Source organism: Streptomyces spectabilis, assembly GCF_008704795.1.
Lineage (GTDB): Bacteria > Actinomycetota > Actinomycetes > Streptomycetales > Streptomycetaceae > Streptomyces > Streptomyces spectabilis.
Map to the genome: position 1 here is coordinate 5593218 of NZ_CP023690.1, position 23923 is coordinate 5617140.

Sequence of the window (23923 nt, forward strand, 5' to 3'; positions counted from 1 at the left end):
GGGGCCGCGGCAGGGGCGGGGCGAGGGGCAGCTTCCCCTCGCCCCGCCCCTCTCCGTCGTACCGCCCGTCTCAGACCCAGCGCAGCGAGGACGCGATCGCCTCGCACAGGCCGCCCAGAGGGCTCTGCACGCCGCTCAGCGGCACGGAGAAGGCGAGCAGCAAATACCCTGCCCTTCCAGGCATGTTGACGTACAGATCCAGCGTCGTCGCCGTCGTGACGCGCACGGCCTCACCCGCCGGGAGGTCCGTCACGGTCACCTCCGTGCCCGCGCCCCGGCGCTCGGCGACGCTCCGCGCCAGGTCGCCCGGCGCGGCGTACAGCTCGCCGGACATGGGCAGCAGGGACACGAGCAGCGTGGCCGGTGTCGCGCCCGCCCCGTCGGCCTCCGCGCGCAGGAACAGCTCGATCGCGCCCTGGGACGCCCCGCTCTCCGCGGTGTTGCGCAGGGTGGCCCACAACCCCTGCGCGGCCTGCGCGGACATGCGGCGCCGGGCCGCCTGCCGGTCGACGAACGTCTTCAGCTGGGGCCGCCAGCGATCGAGGGTGAGGTCGATGCGGAACCAGTCGCGGGGGACGAGCAGCCGGTAGTCCTCGGGCGGTACGTCGTCCCGGGCCGGGCCGCCGTCCTGTCGGGCGGAGGCACTGGTCACTCCGCGGCCTCGGCTATCTCGACGGGGCGGCCTTTGCTGTCCACCGGGCTGCCGGTGGCGTCGAAGAGCTGGAGGCTCCGGCAGACGCCCGCGAACATGCTGGAGAAGACGTCCCAGCCCTCCATCGTCGGCGTGGACATCTCCAGGACCACGACGGTGCCGTTGGACAGCGGCACCTGGACGTTGATGAACGACGACCAGAACGGCTCCTCCTCGCCGGACGGCGTGAGCGACCCGTCCACGGCCGCGCGCCGCGAGCCGATCCAGGACACGGCGGGCCCGCAGGGCAGGGACAGCTCTTCCACGTCGCCGCGGCCGAGCGCGCGCAGCGCCCGGACGGTGCCCTCCACCGGGCTGAAGCGGGCCTCGTCCGGCAGGTCGGCGAGGGCGATGGACACATTGGCCGTGCAGCGGGCGTCGTCGACCTCGGTGACGACGAACCCGGCGTACTGGACACCGGCGTCGACCAGCTCGTCGTAGGTGGAACCGACCATGGCGGCCCACAGGTACTGCATCTCGGGGGTGGACCTGGGCTGGATCTCCTTGGCCAGGTCGATGAGCTTGTCGGCCAGCTCCTCGATGTCCTCGGCCTCCGTGGGGAGTTCGAAGAACCCTTCCGGCATGATCCACCGGACGTGGAACAACTCGCCGTCGGCCGCGGTCGCGACCTCGGTCGTCTCGGACACCACGGAACTCATCAGGGGCCTTTCCCATCGGGTGTGCCGGGCGGTCCTCCGCGCCGGTCTGCGGGCGTGTCTGGATCGTCGGCGTCGGCGTCGGCGTCGGCGTCGGCGTCGGCAGCGTCGGCTTCGGCTTCGGGGCGGAAGGCGGCCGCGAAGGGATACGGGCCGTAGTGCGGGTACGCGTCCGGCAGCCGCGCCCCGTGGTCGCGGGCGAGGTGCGCGATCCGGCGGTACGCGGCGGCCCGCGCGCGCACGTTCTGGCGCGGGCGGCTGCCCCAGTGCCGGGTCAGCGTGACGGCGTACAGCGCGACGACGAGGACGCCGACCGCGCCGCACAGGCCGTAGTACAGGTACTTCTCCCGGCCCGGCTCCCAATGCTGGACGTAGGCGCCCCAGCCCGCGAACAGCGCGAAGGACGCGAGCGCGGTCGGGATGCCCAGGCGCGTCCCGGCCCGGTGCAGCGCCGCCTCGTCCAGGTGGCGAAGGCGCAGCAGTTCCAGGACCGCCGCGTCGTCGAGGAAGTCGAACCGCAGCCTGCGCCCCTCGGCCCCGGCGGCCGCGCGGGCCTCGGGCACCGCGGCGAGCACGGCACCCGGGACCAGCGACCGGACGATGTCCCCCCGGGCCCGGTACTCACCGGGCCCGAGCGGAGGCTCGTCGAAGGGCGCGGGCACGGCTACTGCGCCATCGCGGTGCGGAACGGGGTCGGCGACGGCGTGGGCGCGGGGCGCGGCGAGGGCCGCGGCACGTTCGCCGGCTTCACCGGGTCGCCCGGGTCGCCGGTGCGCGCGCCGTCCTTGCCGGTGAAGATCTTGTACAGGGCGCCGCCGAAGCCGCCCGCCTTGATCCCGGCGGTGATCTTCTCGCCCGCGATGACCGGCAGCTTCGCCTTGTTGAGGATCATGTTGGTGAGGCTCACGGCGATGCCGTTGTTGAACTTGAACCCGACCCCCTTGAGCGCGCCGAGGCCGCTGAAGCGGACGCCGCGCAGCTTCGACAGGCCCTTCAGGCCCTTGAGCGCGCTGAACCCCTTCAGGGCGCCGAGGCCCGGCATGACGCCGAGCACGTCCAGGCCCAGCTTGAGGAGGTTGAGCTTCCCGCCGCGCTTGAACATGTCGTACGCGTGCCCCGCGAGCGCCGCCGCGCTGCACACCACGGACAGGGCGGCGAAGACCGGGGCGAGCACTTGGAGCGGCGGTACGAACGTACAGATCACCGCCAGGATCGCGAAGATCGCGGACAGGTTCGAGAACCGGTCGGCCCAATCGGCGAGCCAGTTCATGAAGCCGCCCGGGTCACGGACGCCGTCGTGGTGGATGATGTTCTTGATGTGCTTCGCCGCCGCGCTCGCGGCGTCGTCGCGGATGGTCTTCGCGCGCGCGATCTCGCCGTGGCAGTCGCGGATGACGTTCATCGCCTCGTCGCGCTTCTTCTCCAGGCGCGTGCGGTCCCCGATGTCGTCCTTGCTCGGCACGGTGCCCTTGTACTTGTCCAGGTCGCCGACCGCGGTCTTCTGGTCGGAGCGCGCCTCGCGGTACTTCTCCAGCGCCTTGTCGGCCACCTTCTGCGCGCGGTACAGCTCGCTGGCGTACTCCTTGGACTCGGTGTCGCCCTCGACGACCTTCGTGCCCAGGGCCTTGGCGGCCTCGTCGTACCGCTCGAAGGAGCGCTTGAGGCGGCCCGACGTGCCGTCCGCGATCTCGTGGAAGGCGCGGCCCGCGTCGCTGTCCCAGCTCTCCACCGACGACAGGGCCTTGATGTTCCTGGCCTGCTTGTCGATCTCGTCGGCCATGGTGCGCAGCTCCTTGCCGAGCCGCGCGACCTCGTACGGGTCACCGGGAACGGGGTCGCCGTCGTGCAGCGGCTCCCAGTCGGTCGGGCGCGTCACTTCTTCCCCTTGGCTTCCTTGCGGGCGTTGCGGAGGGCCTCGGCCAGCTCGTGGTCGACCTTGTCGTACGTGTCGGCCGCGGTGTCGGTGAACTTGGCGAGCTTCTCGATGTCCTCCATCAGCTTCTTGCGCGTCTTCTTCCACGTGCCGGAGAAGTCGTCGAAGACGTCGCGGAGCTTCTCGCTGCCGAGCGCGTCGCCGTACTCGTCCGCCGGATTGCTGTTGTTCTTGAACTCCCGGTGAATCCGGAACAACGCGTCCGAGCAGTCCCGGATCATCCCGAGATCCGCCCTCGTTCTGTCACTCATCGGCTCCCCCGTGCTGTTCGTCCCGTATGCGCGCTCGCGAACCTCCGGACCGGGCTCAGCGCCCGTGCGGGTGGTACGAGGGCTCGGACAAGAGAAAATAAGGTATCCGCGAGCATCGAGATCTCGCCAGACACGTGGGTCGCAACAGGGCGCGATATGCCCTGACTTACCGCCCCGAACCGGACAGCTCTGTCGCCAATTTGTTTCCCACCGGGGACGGGGCCGGACAATTCCGGTGCGGGCGGGCACTGCTTGAGAGGGGGCGGGAGCGGTGGCCGTGTTGGTGTCGGTCAGCCGTCGTCGGGCTCCTCGGGATCCGTGAACGACACCGTCTGGAGTACGGCGGTCAGCATGTCGCAGAACTCTCCCCAGCACTGCATGGAGGCGGTGCTGAGAGTGAAGACCGCCATGTAGGGGCCAGTGGGGAAGGGCAGATATATCTGGATCTGACCCGTGATGATCCTGGCCTGCTCTTCGGATGCCGTCGTCTGCTCCGCGTCCACGGAGAGTTCGCGCATCGATACGCAGGAAACTGCCGGGCCGCACGGCAGATCGAGCCAGCGGGCGTCATTCAGCGGGTCGCCGGAGAGAATCGCCAGCATTCCTTGGGCGGCTGCCTCCGTATCGGCGTGCTGCGACGCGCAGACGGCCACCGAGAAGGAGCAGTGGGCTACCCCTTCGTCGCCCATGCCGAAGATTCCCAGACCGGAGTAGAGCAGTCCGGCAGTCGACAGCAGTGCGGCGACTTGTTCGTAGTACGGGGCGGCCGAGTTCCAGAGTTCTGCTTCGCCAGCCGGGTAGAGGTTACGCACGAACGCGGCGGTGGACGCCGGGAGCTCGTCGGCCGAAGCATCGACGGGCAGGTGGTGGAATCCGTCCGGCACGACGAACGACAGTGGGGGAAGAAGGAGGGGGACGGGTTCCTCGGCCGTCGGATGCGGGGCGGCGGTCAAAGGGTTTCCCCCTCCGGAGTCACGTCGGCACCGGCCGGGTCCAGGTGAGCGGTGAGCGGGATGCGGCTGCCGTTCGAGAGTGGAACCTGAAGGTGGACGGCGACGACTCCATCGGCAAGGAGTTCCAGCTGTGGTTCCTCCTCGACGGCGTGCGCTTTACCGAGTGACCGTGCCACTTCAAGGGGCGGATGGGCCATCAATTCGCCGATCTGCGCGCGCTGCTGAGGAGTGAGGCGGTCACGCAGGACGGGGCTTCTCTCGCCACGGACATGCCCTACGAACCGGGCGGCATCACGGACGTGCCAACGGGTCCACGACTCGTCGGTGAAGCACAGCCGCACATCGGAAGGCCCCTGGGAGAAGGTCATCAGCTCGGCGTCGGCCACTCCGGCCCGGGGCAGGCTCCACAGCTCCTGTGCCGACGTCTGGTCACTCCCGTCCGGGAGGCCGAGAATCACCAGGCGCCGATCGGTCAGCAAGAGGTCGGTGCGGTACCCCTTCGGCCGCCGCGCGGGGTCGAGTTGCCAGGGGAGGGTCCGCGCCACGGCACCCGGCGCGGCGTACACCACGGGAAAGTCCTCGACTTCGAAATGGGGCTCCTGCGACTGCCCCAGGCCCCTCGGCTCCGTCGCCAGGTTGCCGCCGGGGCCGGCGGCGTTCGAGATCGCGTTGATCAGTCGCGGGATCCCGAGCAGAACGACGTCCATGACCCGCACGCCCGACTGCCCGCTCCGGTCACGGGGCTGAAAGCCGGGGCCGGGGGGCCAGCCCGTGCCGGTCAGCTCGGCTTCGATGTCCCGCCCGTCGGGGTCCCGGAAAGAGCGCAGCCCCGCGACCTTCGGGGCCACCCCGGTGGCGAAGGCGATGTCGTGCCGGGTGTGCACGGTCTCTCCGTGGGGCAGTTGCCAGTCCACAGCAGCGGGTCCTCTCAGTGTGCCTTCGCTGATTCCTCGAGCCGGTCCCCGGGGTTCATCAGCTCTTGAGTGTGAAGGGAGATGGGGACCGCCTTCAGGCCGATCTTGATCCCGGCGTCGATGCCCCGGCCCAAGTTGCTCATGGAGTCGATGTTCCGCAGGCCGGGAATTCCCTTGGTGCCGACCAGCTGCCCGCCACGGATCGTCTGCTCGGTGAGCAGGTTCATGCGGTTCATGAGACCGCCTTCGGTCTTGATCACGCCCCCGAGCTTGTGGCCGCCGATCGTGATCCGGCGGCCCCGGACGGTGCGCGTCATGCCGCCGATGACGTTGTCACCCATACCCACGACGTTTCGCCCGATGGTCCCCGCGCTCTGGAAGCCGCTGCCGAGCTGTGTGGCGCGCGCCGTCGCCTGCGCGCGGCTCGCCACCTTGACGCCCTTGGTGAAGGCGCTGACTCCGGGGATCGTTCCCAAGGCGTCGAACCCGATGGACAGCCAGTTCACGTCGGCGCCCGCGGCCTTGGCCGTGATGTGGGTGACCAGCGCGAGCCCGCTCGTCAGCACCGCGGCGGTCGCGAAGATGGCACCCACGGGCTCGAAGGGCGCGGTGATGATCGCGAGCATGCCCAGCACCCCGCTGAGGTCGCTCAGCAGGTCCCCGATCAGCTTGATGGTGTCCGCGTGGTCCTTCAGCCACTTCCCCGTGGCGTCCCACGCGTCCGCGATCCCCTTGGTGAGCTTGTCCCAGAAGCCCGGCTCGTCGGGGGCTATGTCGCCCGCCTTGTCGAGTTCCTCGGTGATGGCGTGGGCGGCGCGCGCGTAGCGGTTCTCCAGGTCGTGGACCTGGCCGGTGACGTGGGTGACGTCGCCGGAGGCCTCGGCCATCTCCTTGCTGCCCGCCTTCGCCTCGCCCCGCGCCTCGAGCTTCTCCCCGGCGGACTTCTCCAGGCGGTCGGCCTCGTCCTGGAAGTCCTGGAGCTCCCCGGCCCAGCGGTGCAGCGCCCGGGAGGCCTTGCCGAAGGACTCGTGGCTCTTGCGGATGAGCGGGGCCACGTCCTCACCGACGTAGCGGACGAACGCGCGCGCGGCCTCGCCCTTCCAGGCCCCGCACGAGATCCGCTCCAGCTCCCGCACGGACGCGCCCAGTTCGTCCGCGAGTCCGCCCAGCTTCTTGGCGAGGTCCCGGGTGTCCTGGACGTCCCCGGGCGTCGGGTCCCAGCCGATGTGCGGGAAGGCGGGGCGTCTGCCGGGCACGTCAGCCGCCCCGCTTCTTCGGCCGGGCGGACTTCAGGGACTCGGCGAGCGCCAGGTCCAGCTTGCCGAACTCCTCGTCGATCTTGTCGATCAGCTTGACCGCGCCGCCGGTGTGCTTGCGGAGCTGCTTGATGCCGTAGCCCCACTCGTCGGCGAAGTCGTGGACCTCCGCCACGAGTTCGCCCGCGCCGACGGCCGTCGCGTCGGTGCCGCGCAGCGTGCGGCGGGCCGCGTCCATCCGGTCGCTGACCGTGGTGAAGGTCTTCCTCAGCTCTTCGAAGACCGTTCCGTCCAGGCGTAAGTCGCTCATGCTTCGGTGCAGGCCCCTTCAGGCGGCGTACGGGAGTTCCCACGGCGGGGCGTCCGACGTTACCAGCGGGTTCGCTGGCGTGAACATCGGCTCCACGGACCCGCGTTGGGGCTCGCGTACGTCAAGCAGGGGGACCGAGACGGCGTGTCCGGGTGGTGCGTGCACGGGTTCCGCAACGCGAAAGCGCGCGGCCCCCGCGCCCCGTGCCCCCGGGGCGCCGGCTCCCGGCCTCAGCGGTTGACCGACTGGACCTCCTCCACCGTCACCGGCTGATCGGCCCCGAAGGTGCCGCTCGGCAGCTCGTTGGGCCCCGCGTCACCCGTGCCCGACCAGCTGATCCTCCAGGTGATCATGGCCTGGAGCTTGAACGTCCCCTTGCCGGAGGACCGCAGATACGTGAGGCCGCACGGCGGCGTCTCGTCGGCCCTGCCCTTCTTGTAGGGCGCGCCGATGGAGCCGTCGCCGCCCGGCGCGCACTCGCCGGACGCGGGGTGCGTGCGCGCGTCGGCCGTGCCGGGGTCGAGCTTCAGCGCGTCGGGCCGGGCCGTGGTGGTGGCCTTGAGGTCGAGCCCCGGCACGTCGACGGAGGCCGTCACCGACACGGGCTTGAACGCGGCCTCGTCCAGCCACGCCCACGTCGGCAGGTTGACCTTGGTGGCGCCGTCGGGCGCGAGGCTGACCTTCGTGTCGGGAAGGCGCAGCCGGTTGTAGGCCAGCTCGGCGAGGAGCTCGGGGGTGAGGGCGTTCTCGACCGGGGGCGTGTCGCCGTTCTCGACCCAGAAGGGCTCCTTGTCGCACTGCTGCGCCGCCTCCTCCATCCACCGGTCCTCGTCGCGGACGGCTACCCACCAGTTGCCCTTGTCCTTCTCCTTGAGGTTGTAGTTCTTGTACTCGCCGTCCTTGTACTTGTCGCGGAACTGCCCGACGGCCGCCTTCGCGTAGCTGTGCTGGCCGGGGAAGTTGACGGTGCTCTCGTAGGTCCGCTCGACCTGGTCCCGGAACTGCTCGGCCGTGCGCGGCTCGTACCAGCAGGCGGGCGGGGACCAGTTGCCGACGGGCTTGAGGGCGCCGCCACCGTCGCCACCGCCGCCGCGCGTGGCGCCCGAGAAGCGGATGACGGACACGATGTCCTGGCCCTCGCGCCTGCCGTCGGCGCTGGAGTTCCCCTGGGAGCCGCTGCCGGGGGATTTGTCCGCGTGCGCGGGGCCCGGCATCAGCAGCAGCGTGGCGGCGGCGGTCGCTCCGGCCAGCGCCCACGACCTGCGTGTGATCATGGCGTGCACTTCGCGTTCCCTCTCTGGGAGCTGAGCATCGTGGTCTGCCAGACGCCTTGCTCGTTCTTGTCGAGACGGGTGTTGTAGAGCACGTACGACTTGTCGGTGACAGGCGTCTTGTCGGGCTTTCCGGTCTTTCGGTTCTTGGTGTACGCCTTGCTTTCGTCGGCGCAGTAAAGAAGGGAGACGGCGGTTTTGCCGTGCTCGGTGACCTGGGGTGCGTAATAGCGCGTGGTGCCCGTGATGGACAGGCCGTCCTTCTTGAATCCGGAGATCCACCGGGCGGCTCCGACGAGGGCCTCTCCCTTGTAGTAGAAGGGAATCGTCTCGGATTCGGATTCGCCGTCGGCGATCGCCGCGTCGGTCGCGTCGATGCGGCGCCGCGCGTCGGCGAGTGCCGCGTCCTTCACCGGATCGCCCGTCTTCCAGCTCTCGTAGACGTTCTTCACGTCGGACGGGAGCCGGACCGCGGGGTGGTCGGCGGTGCCGCCTCGTGGCGCGGTGGGCGACGGCGATTCCTTCTTCTTCCCGCCGCCCTCGTCCGCTCCCGCGATTTTGCCGCTGTCCTGGGAATCGCCGGAGCTGTCGTCTCCGCCGCCGCAAGCCGTAAGGAGGAGAGCCGCGAATGCGGCGACAACGGGCAGAGTTCGGCGCTTCACGGTCGACTCCCGAATGAGGCAGACGTGCGGTCAAGGGCCATGACGCTAACGGTGGGGTGTGTGGTTTCGCCAGAGTGAACTGTCTTACAGCAGGGCGCAATGCTGAGAAAGCGGGCGGAATTGAAGCGTCCCCCGCCGTATTCTCGCCGCATGCTTCTCTGGCTCAACGGCCCCTTCGGCGGCGGCAAGACGCAGACCGCGTACGAGATCCGGCGACGCCTTCCCGGCAGCGTGGTGTGCGATCCCGAACACGTCGGGTTCGGCCTCCACCGGATGCTGCCGCCGTCCCTGCGCGGGGACTTCCAGGACCTGCCGGTGTGGCGGCAGGCGGTGTACGAGATGCTCGATCTGGCCCTGACGACGTACGAGGGACCGGGCGGCAGGCCCGGCACGGTGATCGTGCCGATGACCGTCGTGGAGCCCGCGTACTTCCAGGAGACCGTCGGCAGGCTCCGCGAACGGGGCCACGACGTACGGCACTTCGCGCTCCTCGCCGACCGGCGCACCGTCCTGGAGCGGCTGAGCGAGCGCGGCCTGGGATCCGCCCTGAAGGCCGTCGCGGGCAGGGACGCCGCGCTGCGGCGCGAGTCCTTCGCCGTGCGGAAGCTCGACCTGTGTCTGGAGCGGCTGAGCGGCCCCGAGTTCGCCGAGCAGGTGTGGACGGACACCGTGCCCGTGGCGGGGGTCGCCGACCACGTCGCGCGGTCGGCGGGACTGACCTTGCTGCCGAACACGGACGGGCCGGTACGCGGGCGGGCGCGGCGGGCCCTGACCAGCCTCAAGCACCTGCGGTTCGACTGAGCGGCACCCGTGGCACAGGGGCGTGCGCGCACACTGGTGGGTCAGGTGCGGACTCGGCATGATGGGGCGATGCCCAGTGATGACGGTCACACAGATGCCCGGACTGAGCCGCCCGGTGTCGCCGATGAACGCGCGATGCTCAGTGCCTTCCTCGACTACCAGCGCGAGACCCTCGTTCTCAAGTGCTCGGGCCTGACCCCGGACCGGCTCCGGCGGTGGGCCGTTCCCCCCTCCTCGTTGAGCCTGCTCGGCCTGGTGCGGCACCTCGCAGAGGTCGAGCGCGGCTGGTTCCAGTGCGTGTTCCTGGGGGAGCCGGACAAGCCGCACTGGCCGGGCCCCGGGGGTGACGGCGACGCGCAGTGGGACGTCGACGCCGCCGATCCCGACGAGGCGTTCCGCGTGTGGCGCACGGAGTGCGACCGCTCCCGGGCGACGGTGGCGGCCGCGACGTCCCTGGAGGTCACAGGCGAGCGCGACGGCACCGCGTACTCGCTGCGGCACATCCTCATCCACATGATCGAGGAGTACGCCCGGCACAACGGCCAGGCCGATCTGCTGCGCGAGCGGATCGACGGGGTCACGGGGGAGTAGCGGGCCCCCGCGAGAGCGACGTGCCGGTGCCCCCTGCCGCAAGGGCACCGGCACGCCGGGTCAGGCGCTACGCCGGAGTCAGCCGCGCTTCAGGACGCGCTTCACGCGCTTGGCCTGCGCCGTGTCGTCCAGCGTCTTCCACAGCTTCGCCGAGCTCGTCGACGCGTAGACGCCGGGGGCGCCCTGGTCGCCGCAGCCCTCGCCGTACGAGACCACGCCGATGAGGATGGGGGCCTCGCGGCCGGGGACCTTGCGGAAGACGGGGCCGCCGCTGTCGCCCTGGCAGGAGTCCTTGCCCTCGACCCCGGCGCAGAAGTTGAGCTTGGTGTCGTACTCGCCGTAGCTCGTCTTGCACTCGGCGTGCGACAGGATCGGCACGCGCACCTGGCGCAGGCGGTCCGGCTGGTGCGTCAGCTCGGTGTCCGTGTTGCCCCAGCCCGCCACGGTGGCCTTCTGGCCGGGGCGCAGCAGGGAGTCGGTGCCCTGGGTGGGGAGCTTGACGGCGCTGATGCCCCGCACCGGCTTGCTCAGCTGGATGAACGCCACGTCGTAGGCGTCCTTGCCCTGGAGGTAGCGGGGGTGGACGAGGATGCCGTCCTTGGCGACGTTGCGTATCTGGCCCTGCTTGGAGTTGGACAGGACGGTGCGGCCGACGGCCGTCTGGATGCTCTTCGGCTTGACCGGCTTGCGGTTGTCGTCGACCAGGCAGTGCGCGGCCGTCATCACGGTGTCCGGCGCCACCAGGCTGCCGCCGCAGAACTGGCGGTCCTTGACGCTGCCGGGGCCCTTGTCCAGGACGGCGACCATGAACGGGTACGCGTCGTTGGAGACCTCGGTGCCGCCGACGATGGCGTGGGCGGCGGGGGCGCCGGTGGCGATCACCGCGAGGGCGGCCGCGCCGGCGAACCCGGCGGCCGCGGCGCGCTTCGTACGGGAGGGATTCGTACGGGAGGGAAAGGAAAGTCTCATGGGGGTCGAATTTCTCTTTCGTCGAACTTCTGAACTTTTGAACCGTTTGAGCTGCGGCGCACCCCGTGTGAGCGGCGCGCCGATGTGTCAGATGCCTTACGGACACCGGAGGTTCATCGCCCGCCCGGTCTGCTGGAGGGAACCGCCACTCCGGCCCGCGGCGTCCCCTCTGTGGCTGACGGTTCGCGGGAGCCTTCCCATGCGGGTGTGAACTGTGCGCCTCGTATTGCGCGTGAATAACGATGGAACGGAGGGGCTTATGTGCTGCTGATACGGTGCGATGAATTGACACTGCGCCTGTGGCTGACGGGCCAAGGGAACCCCGGCCGAGGCGGGGCCGAAGTGCCTCAATGGTGTCCAAATGACGTGTTTTTCTTGGGTGTACGGGGAGCGGTTGCGTGAAGATCCAAGAGCGTACGGGGGCGGGCGGAAACCGGGCCGGCGTATCGGCTCAGGGCGGCGTCGGTGAGCGACTTCCCACGGCACCTCGCGAGCGCAAACCGGCGCTTGCCGCGCTGGCCGTCCTGCTGATTCTCGTGGGCGCGCTCGGCGCCACCGTGCTCGTGCTGCGCGCCGGTGACCGCATCGAGGTCGTGAGGGTCACCAAGGAGATCCCCGCGGGGGAGTCCCCGAAGGAGGGCGTGAACATCGCGTCCGTGCTGGTCGCCGAGGACACCGGCATCAAGTACGTGAAGTGGTCCCAGCGCAGGGCACTTGAGGACTACAAGGCCAAGAGCACCATCCCGGCGGGCTCCGTCGCCGTGGGCCAGATGTTCGCCGAGGACGGCGGCGTGCCGACGGGCAAGTCCACCGTCGGCCTCTCGCTCAAGGAGGGGCAGTACCCCTCGACCCTGAAGCAGGGCGACACCGTCGCCGCGTACCGCGTGGCCACCAACGGCTCCAGCGGCAAGGGCACGGACCGCGGCGGCGCGGGCGGGAGCACGCCGATCGTCGCCGACGCGCGCGTGAACACCGTCGCCAGCAAGAACGACTCGACGATCAGCACGGGCAACCTCAGCGTCACCCTCCTCGTGGACTCCGACGACGCCGCGTCCCTCACCGCCGCCGCGTCCGCCGGCGAGGTGTCCCTGGTCGTCGTGCCCGGCAACTCCGGCAACTAGAGGGCGAGAAGACCACCCATGGCTCTCATCGCCCTCGCCGCCGACAAGGGGTCGCCCGGCGTCACCACCGCCTCCGTCGCGCTCGCGGCCGTCTGGCCGCGGCGCGTGCTCGTCGCGGAGACCGACCCCGCGGGCGGCGACCTGGTCTACCGCAGCGCCGCCGCGCACGGCGGGCCGCTCAACCCGAACACCGGCATGCTGTCGATCGCCGCGACCGCGCGCCGCGGCCTCGTCCCCGACCAGCTGTGGGACCACACCCAGCCGCTCTCGGGCGGCCTCGACGTGCTGGTGGGGCTCGGCATCTCCGAGCAGGCCGCCGGGCTCGCCGGGATCTGGCCGACGCTCGGCCGGGCCTTCGCCCAGCTCGCCGACTCGCCGCACGCGCCCGCCGACGTCATCGCGGACTGCGGCCGGATCAGCGGGGACAGCCCGGTGGTCGAGATGTTCCCGCAGGCCGCGCTCGTGCTCCTGGTGGCGCGCGCCGAGCCGGAGTCCCTGGCCCGCGTGCGGGACCGCGCCGCCGCCCTGGCCGCCAAGCTGCACGGCGGGCCGCGCGGGGCCGCCGCGCTCGCGACACCGCTCATCGGCGTCATCCTCGTCGCCGACCCGGCGAACTCCGCCAAGCTCGTCCACCAGGTCGACGACATGCTGATGGCGGCGCAGACCGGCGCCCGTGTCGTCGGCACGCTCGCCGACGACCCCGCGGGCGCGGAGCAGCTGGCCGGGCGCAGACGCGGGCGGCTCGACAAGTCGATGCTCATCCGCTCCGCGCGGAAGGTGACCGTCGACCTCTACCAGAGCTACGGCGCCGCCTGGTCCGGGCCCGTCGCCGGCACCGCGGGGGCCGGGCGGTGAGCGCGGTCGACCACCAGCTGGTCAAGCGGTTCCGGCAGGACGCGGGCGACCGCATCGCCGAACAGCGCCGCCTCGACCAGGTCTCCGGCGTCACCCCGATGTCGAACGAGGACGAGCGGCAGTACGCCCGCGCCGTCATCGCGCAGATCCTGGAGGAGTACGCCCGTACGGAGATCAACTCCGGGCGCACGCCCCTGGACGCGGAGACCGAGGAGCAGTACGCGGCCGCCGTGCACGCCGCGCTCTTCGGCGTCGGCAGGCTCCAGCCGCTGCTCGACGACCCCGAGGTCGAGAACATCGACATCAACGGCTGCGACCAGGTCTTCGTCGGATACGCCGACGGACGCGAGGTCACCGGGGAGCCCGTCGCCGAGACCGACGAGGAGCTGATCGAGCTCATCCAGGTGCTCGGCGCCTACTCCGGTCTGTCGTCGCGCCCCTTCGACTCCGCCAACCCTCAGCTCGACCTGCGCCTTCCCGACGGGTCCCGGCTCTCGGCCGTCATGGACGTGGCCCGGCGGCCCGCCCTGTCGATCCGCCGCGCGCGCATGGGCAAGGTGTTCATGTCCGACCTCGTCGGCAACGGCACGCTCACGCCCGACGTCGCGCACTTCCTGGCCTGTGCCGTGCGGGCGCGCAAGAACATCATGATCGCGGGCGCCACCAACGCGGGGAAGACGACGCTCCTGCGCGCGCTCGCCAACGAGATCCCGCCGCACGAGCGCCTCATCACCGTCGAACGCGCCCTGGAACTCGGCCTCGACACCTTCGCCGACCTGCACCCGAACGTGGTGGCCTTCGAGGAGCGCCTGCCCAACTCCGAGGGCCAGGGCGCCATCGCCATGGCCGAGCTGGTGCGCCGCTCGCTGCGCATGAACCCCTCGCGCGTCATCGTCGGCGAGGTCCTCGGCGACGAGATCGTCACCATGCTCAACGCGATGTCGCAGGGCAACGACGGCTCCTTGTCCACGATCCACGCCAACAGCTCCAGCGAGGTCTTCAACAGGATCTCCACGTACGCGCTCCAGGCCGCCGAGCGGCTGCCGATCGAGGCGAGCCAGATGCTCGTCGCGGGCGCGGTGAACTTCGTCGTCTTCATCCAGCGGCGCAACACCTACCAGACCGGCGGCAAGTTGCAGCGCGTGGTGACCTCCGTCCGCGAGGTCAACGGCGTCGACGGCCGGGTCCTGTCCAGCGAGGTGTTCGCGGAGACCCCGGACGGGCGCGTCGTCGCGCACGCCCCGGTCTCCTGCCTGGACGACCTCGTCGCATACGGCTACCGGCCTGCCGGACAGTGGGGGTGAGCGCGTGAATTCGCTGGGATCCATGGGTGGTCTGTTCTCGCTGACCGTGCTCTACGGCCTCGGCTGCGGCGTTGCCGTCGGCGGTGGGCTCGCCCTGCTCGTCGTCGCCCTTCGCGGCCTGCCCGCCAAGCCGGAGCACGAGAAGCGGCAGGCCAGCGAGCGGATGAGCGAACTCATCCGGTTCGCAGGGCAGCGCGGCTCGCTCGCGGTCGGCGTCGGCCTGGTCGTGCTGCTGCTCACGCGGTGGGCGGTGGCGGGCATCGCCTCCGGCATCCTCGTCTTCTTCTGGGACAAGCTGTTCGGCGGGGCCGCCGAGGAGCGCGCGCAGATGAAGCGGGTCGAGGCGCTCGCCGCCTGGACCGAGTCGCTGCGCGACACCATCGCGGGCGCGGTCGGTCTGGAGCAGGCCATCCCGGCCTCCGCGCGGGCCGCGGCGCCGGTGCTCAGGCCGCATCTGGACGCGCTCGTGGACCGGCTGCGCGCGCGGACGCCGCTGCCGGACGCGCTCCAGGTGCTCGCCGACGAGATCGACGACGCCTCCGCCGACATCATCGTCGCCGCGCTGATCCTCAACGCCCGCCTGCGCGGCCCGGGTCTGCGCCAGGTCCTCGGCGCGCTCGCCAAGTCGGCGCGCGAGGAGGTCGACATGCGACAGCGCGTGATGGCGCAGCGCGCGTCCACGCGCCGCTCCGTGCAGATCGTCGTCGCCGTCTCGATCGCCTTCGTCCTGGGGCTCTCGATCTTCAACCGCGAGTTCGTCTCGCCGTACGGCACGGCCGTCGGCCAGCTCGTCCTCGCCTGTGTGTGCGGCCTGTTCGCGCTCGGCTTCTGGTGGCTGCGCAAGCTGTCGACGGTCGACACGCCGGACCGGTTCCTCGTCCGTGACGAGCGGGGCGTGCAGTTCGTGCGCCCCAGGACCGCGGGCGGTGAGGGCGGCTCCGGCCACGCCCAGACGCTGCCGCCGCACGCGAACACGCCCACCGAGGAGGTACGCCGATGAGCCTGACCCTGCCGATCCTCGTCGGCGCCACGCTCGGCCTCGGCGTCTTCGCCCTGGTCCGGGCGCTGATGCCGAGCAAGCGCAGCGCCGTCGCCACCGTCGCCCGGATCGACGCGATGCGGGCGCGCGGTGCCGCGTACGAGTCCACGCACCGCACGGCGGACGCGGACGACACGGGGCGCCTCGGCACGCTGCGCGCGCGGGTGGGCGCCCGGGTCGCCGAGTTCTACGTCCAGCAGGGCTGGGAACTGCGGTCCCTGCGGGCCGACCTGGCGGTGCTCGACCGCGGCTGGGAGAAGTTCCTCGCGACGAAGGTGCTGCTCGCGGCGGCGGGCGTGTTCTTCGGCCCGTTCCTGTTCGCCGTCGTCTTCACGCTCGGCTTCGGCCGCAGCCCGATCATCCCGGTCTGGCTGGCCCTGATGTTCGGGGTGCTCTTCTTCTTCCTGCCGGACCTGGAGGTGCGGCGGGACGCGCAGGAGAAGCGGCGCGACCTGCGCCGGGTGATCGGCGCCTATCTGGACCTGGTGTCCATGAGCCTGGCGGGCGGCCGCGGTCTGCCCGAGGCGCTCATGGCCGCCGCCGAGGTCTCCGACGGCTGGGCGACGCAGCGCATCAGGAACGCGCTCGCGGACGCCCGCATCACCGGCATCAGCCAGTGGCAGGCGCTCGGTTCGCTCGGCGAGGAGCTGGGCGTCGAAGAGCTCAAGGACCTCTCCGCGTCGCTCGCGCTCGTGGCCGACGACGGCGCGAAGGTGCGCGAGTCGCTCGCCTCGCGCGCCGAGACGATGCGCCACCGCGAACTCGCCGAGATCGAGGGCAGCGCGGGCGAGAAGTCCCAGTCGATGCTCGTGGCCCAGCTGCTGCTGTGCGCGGGGTTCCTGGTCTTCCTCATCTTCCCGGCGGCGATGCGCGTGTTCCAGGTCTGATCCGCCGACCTTCGGCCCCACTCCACGGGCGGGCCCTTCCGAGCCCGCCGCCATCCTGCTTCCTGAGAGGACAACCCACCATGAACGGACGGAACGTCAGCACCGGGATCCCGGCCGTCGACTTCCTCGTCACCTTCCTCCAGACCCGCGTGCGGCGGGCCCGCTCCGGCGAGCTCGACCGGGGCGCGTCCGCGGTCGAGTGGGTGATCATCTCGGCGGTCGTCGTGGCGATCGTCGGCGTGGTCGCCGCGATCATCAACAACGCCCTCAAGGGCGGCGCCGACAAGGTCGGCGACTGCATCGAGGGCGCCGACGCGGGCAAGACCTGCTGAGCGACGGGTCACCGACGACCATGTGGGGCCACGGGGGCCGGGGCGCAGCCGCGCCGCACCGCGACAGGATGCCCGGATGCGTACGCCGTCGGGTGGAGGCCGCCTCCGCCCGGGGCGAGTCCGGCATGACCGCGATCGAGTTCGTGCTGCTCACCCCGGTGCTGTTCTTCATGATCTTCGCGACGGTGCAGTTCGCGCTCTACTTCTTCGCCGACCACGTCGCCCAGGCCGCGGCCCAGGCGGGCGCGCGCACGGCCCGGGCCACGGCCGACGAGAACCCGGGCGGCTGGCGCGGCGAGGCGAACGACGTCGTCGAGGACTACATCAGTCAACTGGGCCCGGAGCTGGTGCTCGGCCCCGACGTCAAGATGGTCCAACCCGAGCAGAACACGGTCGGCGTGGAGATCACCGCCCATGTGCCGTCGGTCTTCCCCGGCCTCGATCTGACCGTGCACGCGCGGTCGGCGGGTCCCGTGGAGCGGTTCGTGGAGGAGGGCGGATGAGACGGCCCGCGCCGGACAGCGGCCTGTCCACGGTCGAAGTCGTCATCCTCGCGCCCGTGATGATCCTGTTCATCCTCGTCCTGGTGGCCTTCGGCCAGCTCGTCGACGGGCGCGGCGCCCTCGACGGCGCGGCCCGTGACGCGGCCCGCGCCGGGTCCATCCAGAAGGACCGGGGCACGGCCATGACCGAGGCGCGCAGGGCCGCGACGGCGAACCTGGCGGACGTCTGCTCGGGCCCGGTGAGCGTCGTGCAGAAGAGCGCGGGCTTCCGGCCCGACTCCCTCTTCACGGTCGAAGTGAGCTGTGAGGTACGGGGACTCGGGATGCTCGGCCTCGACGTGCCGACCACGCTGAAGTCCACGTTCAGCTCGCCGCTCGATCCGCTGCGGAGGGCCGAGACATGAGCGGTGCCCTCGTGGTGCGGGCACGGGCCTGGCTGGATGCCCGCCGCGCCCGCCTGGACGACCGGGGTTCGGGCGCGGGCGCGGTCATCGTCTTCGCGATCGTCTTCCTGACCCTCGCCGCGTTCGTGATCGACGGCGGCATGTCCATCTCCAAGCGCGAACGCGCCGCGGACATCGCGGAACAGGCCGCGCGCTACGCCGCACAGGACATCGACCGCGAGGGCCTCTACGCGGGCGAGGAAGCACCCATCCGCTACGAGAACTGCGGGGCCCGGGTGCAGAAGTTCGCCCGCGAGATGGGCCTGCGCGGCGCGGATGTGGCGGCCACGCACTGCGTCAGCGCCGACGCCGAGCAGGTGGAGGTCGAGGTGCAGATGACGTACAGCCCGGTCTTCACCGGCATGTTCTACGGCGGCGACGTCGTGGTCCACGGCCGGGCGACGGCGGAGAACCAGGTCGGGTGACCCGGCGGTTCCCGGTGTCCGCTCAACAGCGCAGCAGTTCCACAGCTCAACAGTTCCACAGTTCAACAGCTCGACATGAGGAGAGAAAGAGTGCGTCAGCACATACGCCGTTCCCTGGCCGTGGTGTCCGCGTCGGCGGCCGCGGTGCTCGCCCTGGGCGCGAGCCCCAGTTCGGCAGCGGTCCACGCCAACCTCTACGAGGGCTACGCCGCGGGCTCGGTCTCGTACGACCCGGCCAATGACGTGGTGAAGGTCAAGGACCGCAAGAAGGACGGCCGTTCCTTCGGCGTGGTGGTCTTCGGCCCGGCCACGGAGGGCAGGGGCGGACACTGCCTCGTCGGCGGCAAGGGCAAGACGCGCACCTGCGACTTCAACTTCGGCAGCGGCCGGGTGAACTTCGAGGTCTACACGAAGCGCGGCGGCAACCACTGGGTCGTCGACAGGTTCCAGACCCGCACCTGAGCCGCGGTCCGGCCGGGACTGCGCACAAGCCGTGGGTTGTCCACAACCCGAGGGTTGTCCACAGGCTGCTCCCGGCCGGGCGCGCCGTCCGTACGATCGCTTTCATACGTCCGGCAGTACGTTCATCCGACATCACAGGCACCCACACGACCAGGACCAGGACACCCGCCATGGCGCGACGCAACACCCGCTCCTCGAACGGCTCGTCGGGCACTCCGGTGACGCCGCGGAACAGGACGCCGCAGCCGCTGCCGACGCGACAGCGTTCGGCCGGGGACTTCGTCAAGGCGTTCTTCGCCTTCGTCGCCCTCGCCGCGCTGCTCGTCGGCGTGCCCGCTGCGCTCGCGTACTTCGTGGGCTGGCCGCTGCCGGGCGGGACGCCGTCCCTCGACTGGCTCCAGCAGGAGATCACGGTCGGCACGTTCGTCAATGTGCTGACGGTGGTCGTGTGGCTGGCCTGGGCCCAGTTCACCGCCTGCGTGCTCGTCGAGGTGAAGGCCGCCCTGTCCGGGGTCGGGATGCCGGGGCGGGTGCCGGGCGCGGGGCCGAGCCAGGTGCTCGCGCGGCAACTGGTCGCCGCGATGCTGCTCATCGGCGCCACGGCGGCCAGTTTCGCGCCGGGGCTCTCCCAGTTCGGGCAGTCCCCCGAGGGGAACCAGAAGCCCGCGGCGGCGGCCGCCCAGCGGACGCCGGGCCTCTTCGCGCAGGAGCACCAGGGCGCGGCGGCCGCGGCGAACGCGCTCGCGGACCAGGCGGAGCGGGCCGCCGACCGCGCGGGCACCGGCAAGGACGGCGACACGAAGTTCTACCGCATCCAGCCCCCCGAGGGCCGCCACCACGACTCCCTGTGGGAGATAGCGGAGCGGCACCTGGGCGACGGCCGCAGGTACAAGGAGATCTACCAGCTCAACAAGGACCGCGAGCAGCCCGACGGCTCCCGCCTCTCCGAGGCCAGCCTGATCCGGCCCGGCTGGATCATGGAGATGCCCGCCGATGCCCACGGCGGCGAGCTCGTCGAGATGCCCGACGAGGCGCCCAAGGTGTCGAAGGAGGTCCGCGAGCAGATCTCCGACTACGCGAAGACGGGGGAGGCCGGGGGGACCGGGGAGACCGGAGCGACCGGGGACGAGCGCAAGGGCGGCGGCGCCCAGCAGGGCGGCGACCGCAAGGGCGGCGGATCCGTCGACCGGGACACGACTCAGATCACGATCCCCGAGCAGCGCCCCGGCGACGAGCGGGGCCAGGAGCGGGACGGCGGCCGGGGCACCGGCGACCCCACCGCGCCCACCGCGCCCTCCGCGCCCTCCGCGCGCGACAGGGCCGCGGCGGCCGAGTCCGACGGCTTCTCCTTCGGGCTCCCCGAGGCGCTCGTCGGGGCGCCGCTGCTCGCGGCCGGGCTGCTCGGCGCCCTCGGCAGGCGCCGCCGCCACGCGCTGTGGCAGTCGGCGATGGGCGCCGTCGGCGGGCGCCGCGGCATGGAGCCGCCCACACCGACGGGCACCGCGGCCGACGCGCAGGACGCGCTGCTCGTGGGCGCGGACCCCGAGGGCGTCCGGCTCCTGGACCGCGCCCTGCGCGGCCTCGCCGCCGCGCTCACCACCGAGTCCCGCCCGCTGCCGACGGTGTACGCGGCCTGGCTGAGCAACGGCGATCTGCACCTCCAGCTCGCCCAGCCCGCCGGACGGCCGCCCGCCCCCTGGCGGTTGGGCCAGGACCAGACGTTCTGGATGCTCTCGCGCGCCGACGCCGAGGCGTACGAGGACGTGGACGCGGCGGCGCCCTACCCCGGCCTGGTCTGCCTCGGCACCATGGACGACTCGCGCCTGCTGCTCAACCTCGAAGCGGTGCCGGGCATCGTCTCGCTGAGCGGTGCCGCCGCCGACCGGGCCGCCGTGTTCGCGTCCGTCGCCGCCGAGCTGGCCACCAACGGCTGGTCGGACCGCATGACGATCACGCTCGTCGGCTTCGGCCGCGACCTCACCCCGCTCGCGCCGAACCGACTGCGGCACCTGGAGGAAGTCGAGGCGCTCATCGAGGCCATGGAGGCCGAGACGCGCCAGCGGCGCGGCGCGCTCGGCGCCGCCGGGCACGACTCGGTCCTCACCGGCCGCACAGGGCCCGCCCAGCACACCCGCTGGGCGCCGCACCTGGTGCTGCTCGCGGACCGGCCCGCCGCGGACGAAGCCGTCAAGCTCGCCGAGCTCGCCGCGGACGCGGGCCGCCTCGGCATCGGCTATCTCGTCGGCACGGACTCCGGTGAACTGCCCGGCGCCGCCTGGGAGATGGAGATCACCGGCGACGGCAGGCTGCTGGCCCCGCTGCTCGGCCTGGAGCTCGCGGCGCAGCGGCTCCCGGACGCGCTCCAGCGGGCGGTGGTCGAGCTGTTCACCGCGGCGGACCCCGACGGCGGCGACGGGGACGACGACTCCACCGGCGGCGCGGCCGCACCCCCCTTCCTCGTCGACGTCAGCGAGCAGGGCCGCCCCGCGGTGTACGCGCGCCTGGTCGGGTCGTACGAGATCATCGGCCTGGAGACGCCCGACGGCGAGCGCAGCCCGCTGATGCACGAGGCGCTCGCGCTGCTGTTGCTCCACCGCGAAGGAGTGCACCCGCGCGTGCTCGCCTCCGCGCTGTGGCCGCGCGGTGTGACCGAGGACGTGCGGGACGCGCTCGTCGACCGGGTCGGGCAGTGGCTCGGCAGCGACCCGGACGGCGCGCCCCGGCTGCGCGCCGACGCGTCGGGCCGGCTCACGCTCGCCCCGTCCGTGGTCTCCGACCTGGACGTGCTGCGCTCGCTGTACCACGAGGCGACCCAGGGGCGCGGCGCAGGAAACCGCGCGGTGCGCGGCCGCATGCTCACGGACGCCCTCGTCCTCGTCCGCGGCCCGCTGCTCGCCGACCGCCCCCAGGGACGCTACGGCTGGCTGACGCACGAGATCGTCGACGCGCAGCTGCCGCTGCTGGTGGCGGACATCGGGCTCGCGCTCAGCGAGTTCCACCTGGAGAGGGGCCGTGCCGAGCAGGCCATCGAGGCGCTGACCTCCGCCCGCGCCTCGGCGCCCGCCGACGAACGGCTGTGGAACGAACTGCTGCGGGCCACGCACGCCACCGACGACCAGGACCGGCTCCGGGCCCTGGCCGCCGACCTGGTCGCCCACAGCGGATCGCGTGGCCTTCCGCCGCGCACGGAGGCGCTGCTCGACGAGTTGCTCCCGGCGTGGCGCGACGGACTCACGGCGGTGGGGTGACCGTGGAGCTGGTGCTCGCGCTCGGCGGCGCGCTGTGGGGAGCCCTGGCCGGGCTCGCGCTGCCGCGCGCCGTCTACCGCTTCTCGGCCCCGGCCGGTGAGCCCTGGCACGACCGCTGCCCGAGCGGCGCGCACGAGGTGCGGGGCTGGCTGGGCCGCGGCCACTGCCCGGACGGGGAGCGGTACGGACCCTGGGGCCCCGCCCTCGCCGCCGTCGCGGCGGCGGTCTGCGCGCTGCTCGGCCTGGCGACGGGCCCGCGCCCGGAGCTCGTGGTGTGGCTGCTGTGCGTGCCGCCCGCCCTCGTCCTGGCCTGCGTCGACCGCGCCGTGATGCGCCTGCCGGACGTGCTGACCCTGCCGCTCGCGGCGGCGGCGCTCGCGCTCCTCGGCGTGGCGGCGGCACTGCCCGAGCACGGCGGCGACTGGGCGAAGGCGGCCCTCGGCGCGCTCGTGCTCAGCGGCGGCTGCTTCGTGCTGTTCCTGATCAACCCGAACGGCATGGCGTTCGGCGACGTCAAGCTCGCGCTCGCGCTCGGCGCGGTCCTGGGCTGGTACGGCTGGGGCATGCTGCTGCTCGGCACGTTCGCCGGGTTCGTGTGCGCCGCGCTGTACGGCGGCTGGCTGGTCGTGGTCCGCGGGGCGGGCCGCAGGACGGCCATAGCCTTCGGCCCGTTCCTGCTGGCTGGCGGCCTCACCGGCGTCCTGCTCGGCGCGTACGCGACCTGACGCCGGGGCGCGGAGCACCGGCCGCCGGAGGCCCGAGGGCCTGGCGTACGCTGAAGAGCGATCTGTCCAACCCCCTTACGGAAGGGACGCCCCGGTGACCGAGAAGGCCGACCTCACGTCCTCTGATGTCACAGCCGTCCTCGACCGTGCCGCGGCAGGCGGACGGATCAGCGCCGAAGAGGCACTCGCCCTGTACCGGGACGCCCCGCTGCACGCGCTCGGCTCGGCCGCCGACGCCGTGCGCCGCCGCCGGTACGCGGGCACCGAGCACATCGCGACGTACATCATCGAGCGGAACATCAACTACACGAACGTCTGTGTGACGGCGTGCAAGTTCTGCGCCTTCTACGCCGCCCCGAAGGACACCAAGAAGGGCTGGACCCGGGACCTCGACGACATCCTGCGCCGCTGCGCGGAGACCGTGGAGCTGGGCGGCACGCAGATCATGTTCCAGGGCGGCCACCACCCGGACTTCGGCGTGGAGTACTACGAGAAGCACTTCGCGGCCATCAAGAAGGAGTTCCCGCAGCTCGTCATCCACAGCCTGGGGGCGAGCGAGGTCGAGCACATGGCCCGCATCTCCAAGGTGTCCGTCGAGGAGGCCATCCAGCGGATCAACGCCGCCGGGCTCGACTCCTTCGCGGGCGCGGGCGCCGAGCTGCTCCCGGAGCGGCCGCGCAAGGCCATCGCCCCGCTGAAGGAGTCCGGCGAGCGCTGGCTCGAGATCATGGAGACCGCGCACGGGCTGGGCGTGGAGTCCACCTCCACGATGCTCATGGGCACGGGCGAGACGAACGCCGAGCGCATCGAGCACCTGCGGATGATCCGCGACGTGCAGGACCGGACGGGCGGCTTCCGCGCCTTCATCCCGTACACGTACCAGCCGGAGAACAACCACCTCAAGGGGCGCACCCAGGCCTCGGTCTTCGAGTATCTGCGCATGATCGCGATCGCGCGGGTCTTCCTCGACAACGTGGCGCACATCCAGGGCTCCTGGCTGACCACCGGCAAGGAGGCGGGCCAGATGACGCTGCACTACGGCGCTGACGACCTCGGCTCGGTGATGCTGGAGGAGAACGTGGTCTCCTCGGCGGGCGCCAAGCACCGCTCGAACCTGCGCGAGATGATCGACATGATCCGCACCGCCGACCGCGTCCCCGCCCAGCGCGCCACGACGTACGAGCACCTGGTCGTGCACGACGACCCGGCGGACGACCCGGTCGACGAGCGCGTGGCCTCGCACATCTCCTCCACCGCCATCGAGGGCGGCACGGCCCACCCGGAGCTGAAGCTCCTGACCGCCAACTAGTCCCCGACGAGG

At 71.6% G+C, this 23923-nt stretch carries 27 protein-coding genes; 15 read left to right on the forward strand and 12 right to left on the reverse strand.

What is annotated here, in order from left to right; all coding sequences use genetic code 11:
• Positions 1-70 precede the first annotated feature (70 nt).
• The 11 genes from CP982_RS24525 to CP982_RS24575 form a co-directional block, all read right to left on the reverse strand.
• On the reverse strand, positions 71-652 hold the full coding sequence (locus tag CP982_RS24525; RefSeq protein ID WP_170316484.1) for a hypothetical protein: 582 nt from the start codon (positions 650-652) through the stop codon (positions 71-73).
• Positions 649-1350 (reverse strand): hypothetical protein, encoded by a 702-nt coding sequence (locus CP982_RS24530; protein WP_150512490.1) that lies wholly within the window; start codon positions 1348-1350, stop codon positions 649-651. The genes CP982_RS24525 and CP982_RS24530 overlap by 4 nt, the downstream gene beginning before the upstream one ends.
• Entirely contained in the window at positions 1350-2009 is a 660-nt protein-coding gene (locus CP982_RS24535; RefSeq protein WP_229879043.1) for a hypothetical protein, read from the reverse strand. Before CP982_RS24535 ends, CP982_RS24530 begins: the two co-directional genes overlap by 1 nt.
• A gap of 2 nt (positions 2010-2011) precedes the next feature.
• On the reverse strand, positions 2012-3223 hold the full coding sequence (locus CP982_RS24540; RefSeq protein ID WP_150512491.1) for a putative T7SS-secreted protein: 1212 nt from the start codon (positions 3221-3223) through the stop codon (positions 2012-2014).
• Positions 3220-3531, reverse strand: a complete 312-nt coding sequence (locus tag CP982_RS24545; protein ID WP_150512492.1) for a hypothetical protein — start codon at positions 3529-3531, stop codon at positions 3220-3222. Before CP982_RS24545 ends, CP982_RS24540 begins: the two co-directional genes overlap by 4 nt.
• A 290-nt stretch (positions 3532-3821) precedes the next feature.
• Positions 3822-4484: a hypothetical protein gene (locus tag CP982_RS24550; RefSeq protein WP_221515811.1), complete on the reverse strand. Its 663-nt coding sequence runs from the start codon at positions 4482-4484 to the stop codon at positions 3822-3824.
• Entirely contained in the window at positions 4481-5398 is a 918-nt protein-coding gene (locus CP982_RS24555; protein ID WP_150512493.1) for a hypothetical protein, read from the reverse strand. Before CP982_RS24555 ends, CP982_RS24550 begins: the two co-directional genes overlap by 4 nt.
• A gap of 14 nt (positions 5399-5412) precedes the next feature.
• Entirely contained in the window at positions 5413-6654 is a 1242-nt protein-coding gene (locus tag CP982_RS24560; protein WP_150512494.1) for an enoyl-CoA hydratase/isomerase family protein, read from the reverse strand.
• Between the two features lies 1 nt (position 6655).
• Positions 6656-6964, reverse strand: a complete 309-nt coding sequence (locus CP982_RS24565) for a hypothetical protein (protein ID WP_150512495.1) — start codon at positions 6962-6964, stop codon at positions 6656-6658.
• A 230-nt stretch (positions 6965-7194) separates the two neighbouring features.
• Entirely contained in the window at positions 7195-8238 is a 1044-nt protein-coding gene (locus tag CP982_RS24570) for a hypothetical protein (protein WP_221515812.1), read from the reverse strand.
• A complete protein-coding gene (locus CP982_RS24575) occupies positions 8235-8897 on the reverse strand; it encodes a hypothetical protein (RefSeq protein WP_150512496.1) in 663 nt (220 codons plus the stop codon). Before CP982_RS24575 ends, CP982_RS24570 begins: the two co-directional genes overlap by 4 nt.
• Positions 8898-9047: 150 nt before the next feature.
• Here CP982_RS24575 and CP982_RS24580 point away from each other — a divergent pair, with 150 nt between their 5' ends.
• Entirely contained in the window at positions 9048-9698 is a 651-nt protein-coding gene (locus CP982_RS24580; RefSeq protein ID WP_150512497.1) for an AAA family ATPase, read from the forward strand.
• A gap of 135 nt (positions 9699-9833) precedes the next feature.
• On the forward strand, positions 9834-10289 hold the full coding sequence (locus tag CP982_RS24585) for a DinB family protein (RefSeq protein ID WP_229879044.1): 456 nt from the start codon (positions 9834-9836) through the stop codon (positions 10287-10289).
• A 78-nt stretch (positions 10290-10367) separates the two neighbouring features.
• Here CP982_RS24585 and CP982_RS24590 read toward each other — a convergent pair whose 3' ends face one another.
• A complete protein-coding gene (locus tag CP982_RS24590; protein WP_150512499.1) occupies positions 10368-11258 on the reverse strand; it encodes a S1 family peptidase in 891 nt (296 codons plus the stop codon).
• 398 nt (positions 11259-11656) lie between these two features.
• On the opposite strand from CP982_RS24590, the gene CP982_RS24595 reads away from it, so the two are divergent.
• From CP982_RS24595 to mqnC, 13 genes are all read left to right on the forward strand, one after another.
• The gene (locus CP982_RS24595) at positions 11657-12379 is read left to right on the forward strand and encodes a hypothetical protein (protein WP_150512500.1); all 723 of its coding nucleotides are present in this window, start codon (positions 11657-11659) and stop codon (positions 12377-12379) included.
• 18 nt (positions 12380-12397) lie between these two features.
• Positions 12398-13234, forward strand: a complete 837-nt coding sequence (locus CP982_RS24600; RefSeq protein WP_150512501.1) for a hypothetical protein — start codon at positions 12398-12400, stop codon at positions 13232-13234.
• Positions 13231-14538: a TadA family conjugal transfer-associated ATPase gene (locus CP982_RS24605; protein ID WP_150512502.1), complete on the forward strand. Its 1308-nt coding sequence runs from the start codon at positions 13231-13233 to the stop codon at positions 14536-14538. Before CP982_RS24600 ends, CP982_RS24605 begins: the two co-directional genes overlap by 4 nt.
• A gap of 22 nt (positions 14539-14560) precedes the next feature.
• Positions 14561-15538 carry a type II secretion system F family protein gene (locus tag CP982_RS24610; RefSeq protein WP_221515813.1) on the forward strand — a complete coding sequence of 326 codons (978 nt, stop codon included), beginning with the start codon at positions 14561-14563 and terminating at the stop codon, positions 15536-15538.
• Positions 15535-16464 carry a type II secretion system F family protein gene (locus CP982_RS24615; protein WP_170316485.1) on the forward strand — a complete coding sequence of 310 codons (930 nt, stop codon included), beginning with the start codon at positions 15535-15537 and terminating at the stop codon, positions 16462-16464. The genes CP982_RS24610 and CP982_RS24615 overlap by 4 nt, the downstream gene beginning before the upstream one ends.
• 80 nt (positions 16465-16544) lie before the next feature.
• Positions 16545-16796 (forward strand): hypothetical protein, encoded by a 252-nt coding sequence (locus CP982_RS24620; RefSeq protein WP_030678117.1) that lies wholly within the window; start codon positions 16545-16547, stop codon positions 16794-16796.
• A 68-nt stretch (positions 16797-16864) separates the two neighbouring features.
• Positions 16865-17299: a TadE/TadG family type IV pilus assembly protein gene (locus CP982_RS24625; RefSeq protein WP_170316486.1), complete on the forward strand. Its 435-nt coding sequence runs from the start codon at positions 16865-16867 to the stop codon at positions 17297-17299.
• Complete coding sequence (locus tag CP982_RS24630; RefSeq protein ID WP_150512505.1) at positions 17296-17703, forward strand: TadE/TadG family type IV pilus assembly protein; 408 nt, start codon at positions 17296-17298, stop codon at positions 17701-17703. The genes CP982_RS24625 and CP982_RS24630 overlap by 4 nt, the downstream gene beginning before the upstream one ends.
• Complete coding sequence (locus CP982_RS24635; RefSeq protein ID WP_150512506.1) at positions 17700-18167, forward strand: pilus assembly protein TadG-related protein; 468 nt, start codon at positions 17700-17702, stop codon at positions 18165-18167. Before CP982_RS24630 ends, CP982_RS24635 begins: the two co-directional genes overlap by 4 nt.
• A gap of 90 nt (positions 18168-18257) precedes the next feature.
• On the forward strand, positions 18258-18629 hold the full coding sequence (locus tag CP982_RS24640; protein WP_150512507.1) for a hypothetical protein: 372 nt from the start codon (positions 18258-18260) through the stop codon (positions 18627-18629).
• A 170-nt stretch (positions 18630-18799) separates the two neighbouring features.
• Positions 18800-21877, forward strand: a complete 3078-nt coding sequence (locus tag CP982_RS24645; protein ID WP_150512508.1) for a BTAD domain-containing putative transcriptional regulator — start codon at positions 18800-18802, stop codon at positions 21875-21877.
• A complete protein-coding gene (locus CP982_RS24650) occupies positions 21847-22602 on the forward strand; it encodes a prepilin peptidase (protein ID WP_229879045.1) in 756 nt (251 codons plus the stop codon). The genes CP982_RS24645 and CP982_RS24650 overlap by 31 nt, the downstream gene beginning before the upstream one ends.
• 94 nt (positions 22603-22696) lie before the next feature.
• Positions 22697-23911, forward strand: coding sequence for a cyclic dehypoxanthinyl futalosine synthase (mqnC, locus tag CP982_RS24655; protein WP_150512509.1), 1215 nt, complete (start codon positions 22697-22699; stop codon positions 23909-23911).
• Positions 23912-23923 lie beyond the last annotated feature (12 nt).

Bases quoted from the DNA above. Each gene is read 5' to 3' on its own strand.
- CP982_RS24530 (WP_150512490.1), bottom strand. From the start codon at position 1,350: ATGAGTTCCGTGGTGTCCGAGACGACCGAGGTCGCGACCGCGGCCGAC.
- CP982_RS24545 (WP_150512492.1), bottom strand. From the start codon at position 3,531: ATGAGTGACAGAACGAGGGCGGATCTCGGGATGATCCGGGACTGCTCG.
- CP982_RS24565 (WP_150512495.1), bottom strand. From the start codon at position 6,964: ATGAGCGACTTACGCCTGGACGGAACGGTCTTCGAAGAGCTGAGGAAG.
- CP982_RS24570 (WP_221515812.1), bottom strand. From the start codon at position 8,238: ATGATCACACGCAGGTCGTGGGCGCTGGCCGGAGCGACCGCCGCCGCC.
- CP982_RS24580 (WP_150512497.1), top strand. From the start codon at position 9,048: ATGCTTCTCTGGCTCAACGGCCCCTTCGGCGGCGGCAAGACGCAGACC.
- CP982_RS24585 (WP_229879044.1), top strand. From the start codon at position 9,834: ATGCTCAGTGCCTTCCTCGACTACCAGCGCGAGACCCTCGTTCTCAAG.
- CP982_RS24590 (WP_150512499.1), bottom strand. From the start codon at position 11,258: ATGAGACTTTCCTTTCCCTCCCGTACGAATCCCTCCCGTACGAAGCGC.
- CP982_RS24600 (WP_150512501.1), top strand. From the start codon at position 12,398: ATGGCTCTCATCGCCCTCGCCGCCGACAAGGGGTCGCCCGGCGTCACC.
- CP982_RS24610 (WP_221515813.1), top strand. From the start codon at position 14,561: ATGGGTGGTCTGTTCTCGCTGACCGTGCTCTACGGCCTCGGCTGCGGC.
- CP982_RS24615 (WP_170316485.1), top strand. From the start codon at position 15,535: ATGAGCCTGACCCTGCCGATCCTCGTCGGCGCCACGCTCGGCCTCGGC.
- CP982_RS24620 (WP_030678117.1), top strand. From the start codon at position 16,545: ATGAACGGACGGAACGTCAGCACCGGGATCCCGGCCGTCGACTTCCTC.
- CP982_RS24625 (WP_170316486.1), top strand. From the start codon at position 16,865: ATGCCCGGATGCGTACGCCGTCGGGTGGAGGCCGCCTCCGCCCGGGGC.
- CP982_RS24630 (WP_150512505.1), top strand. From the start codon at position 17,296: ATGAGACGGCCCGCGCCGGACAGCGGCCTGTCCACGGTCGAAGTCGTC.
- CP982_RS24635 (WP_150512506.1), top strand. From the start codon at position 17,700: ATGAGCGGTGCCCTCGTGGTGCGGGCACGGGCCTGGCTGGATGCCCGC.
- CP982_RS24645 (WP_150512508.1), top strand. From the start codon at position 18,800: ATGGCGCGACGCAACACCCGCTCCTCGAACGGCTCGTCGGGCACTCCG.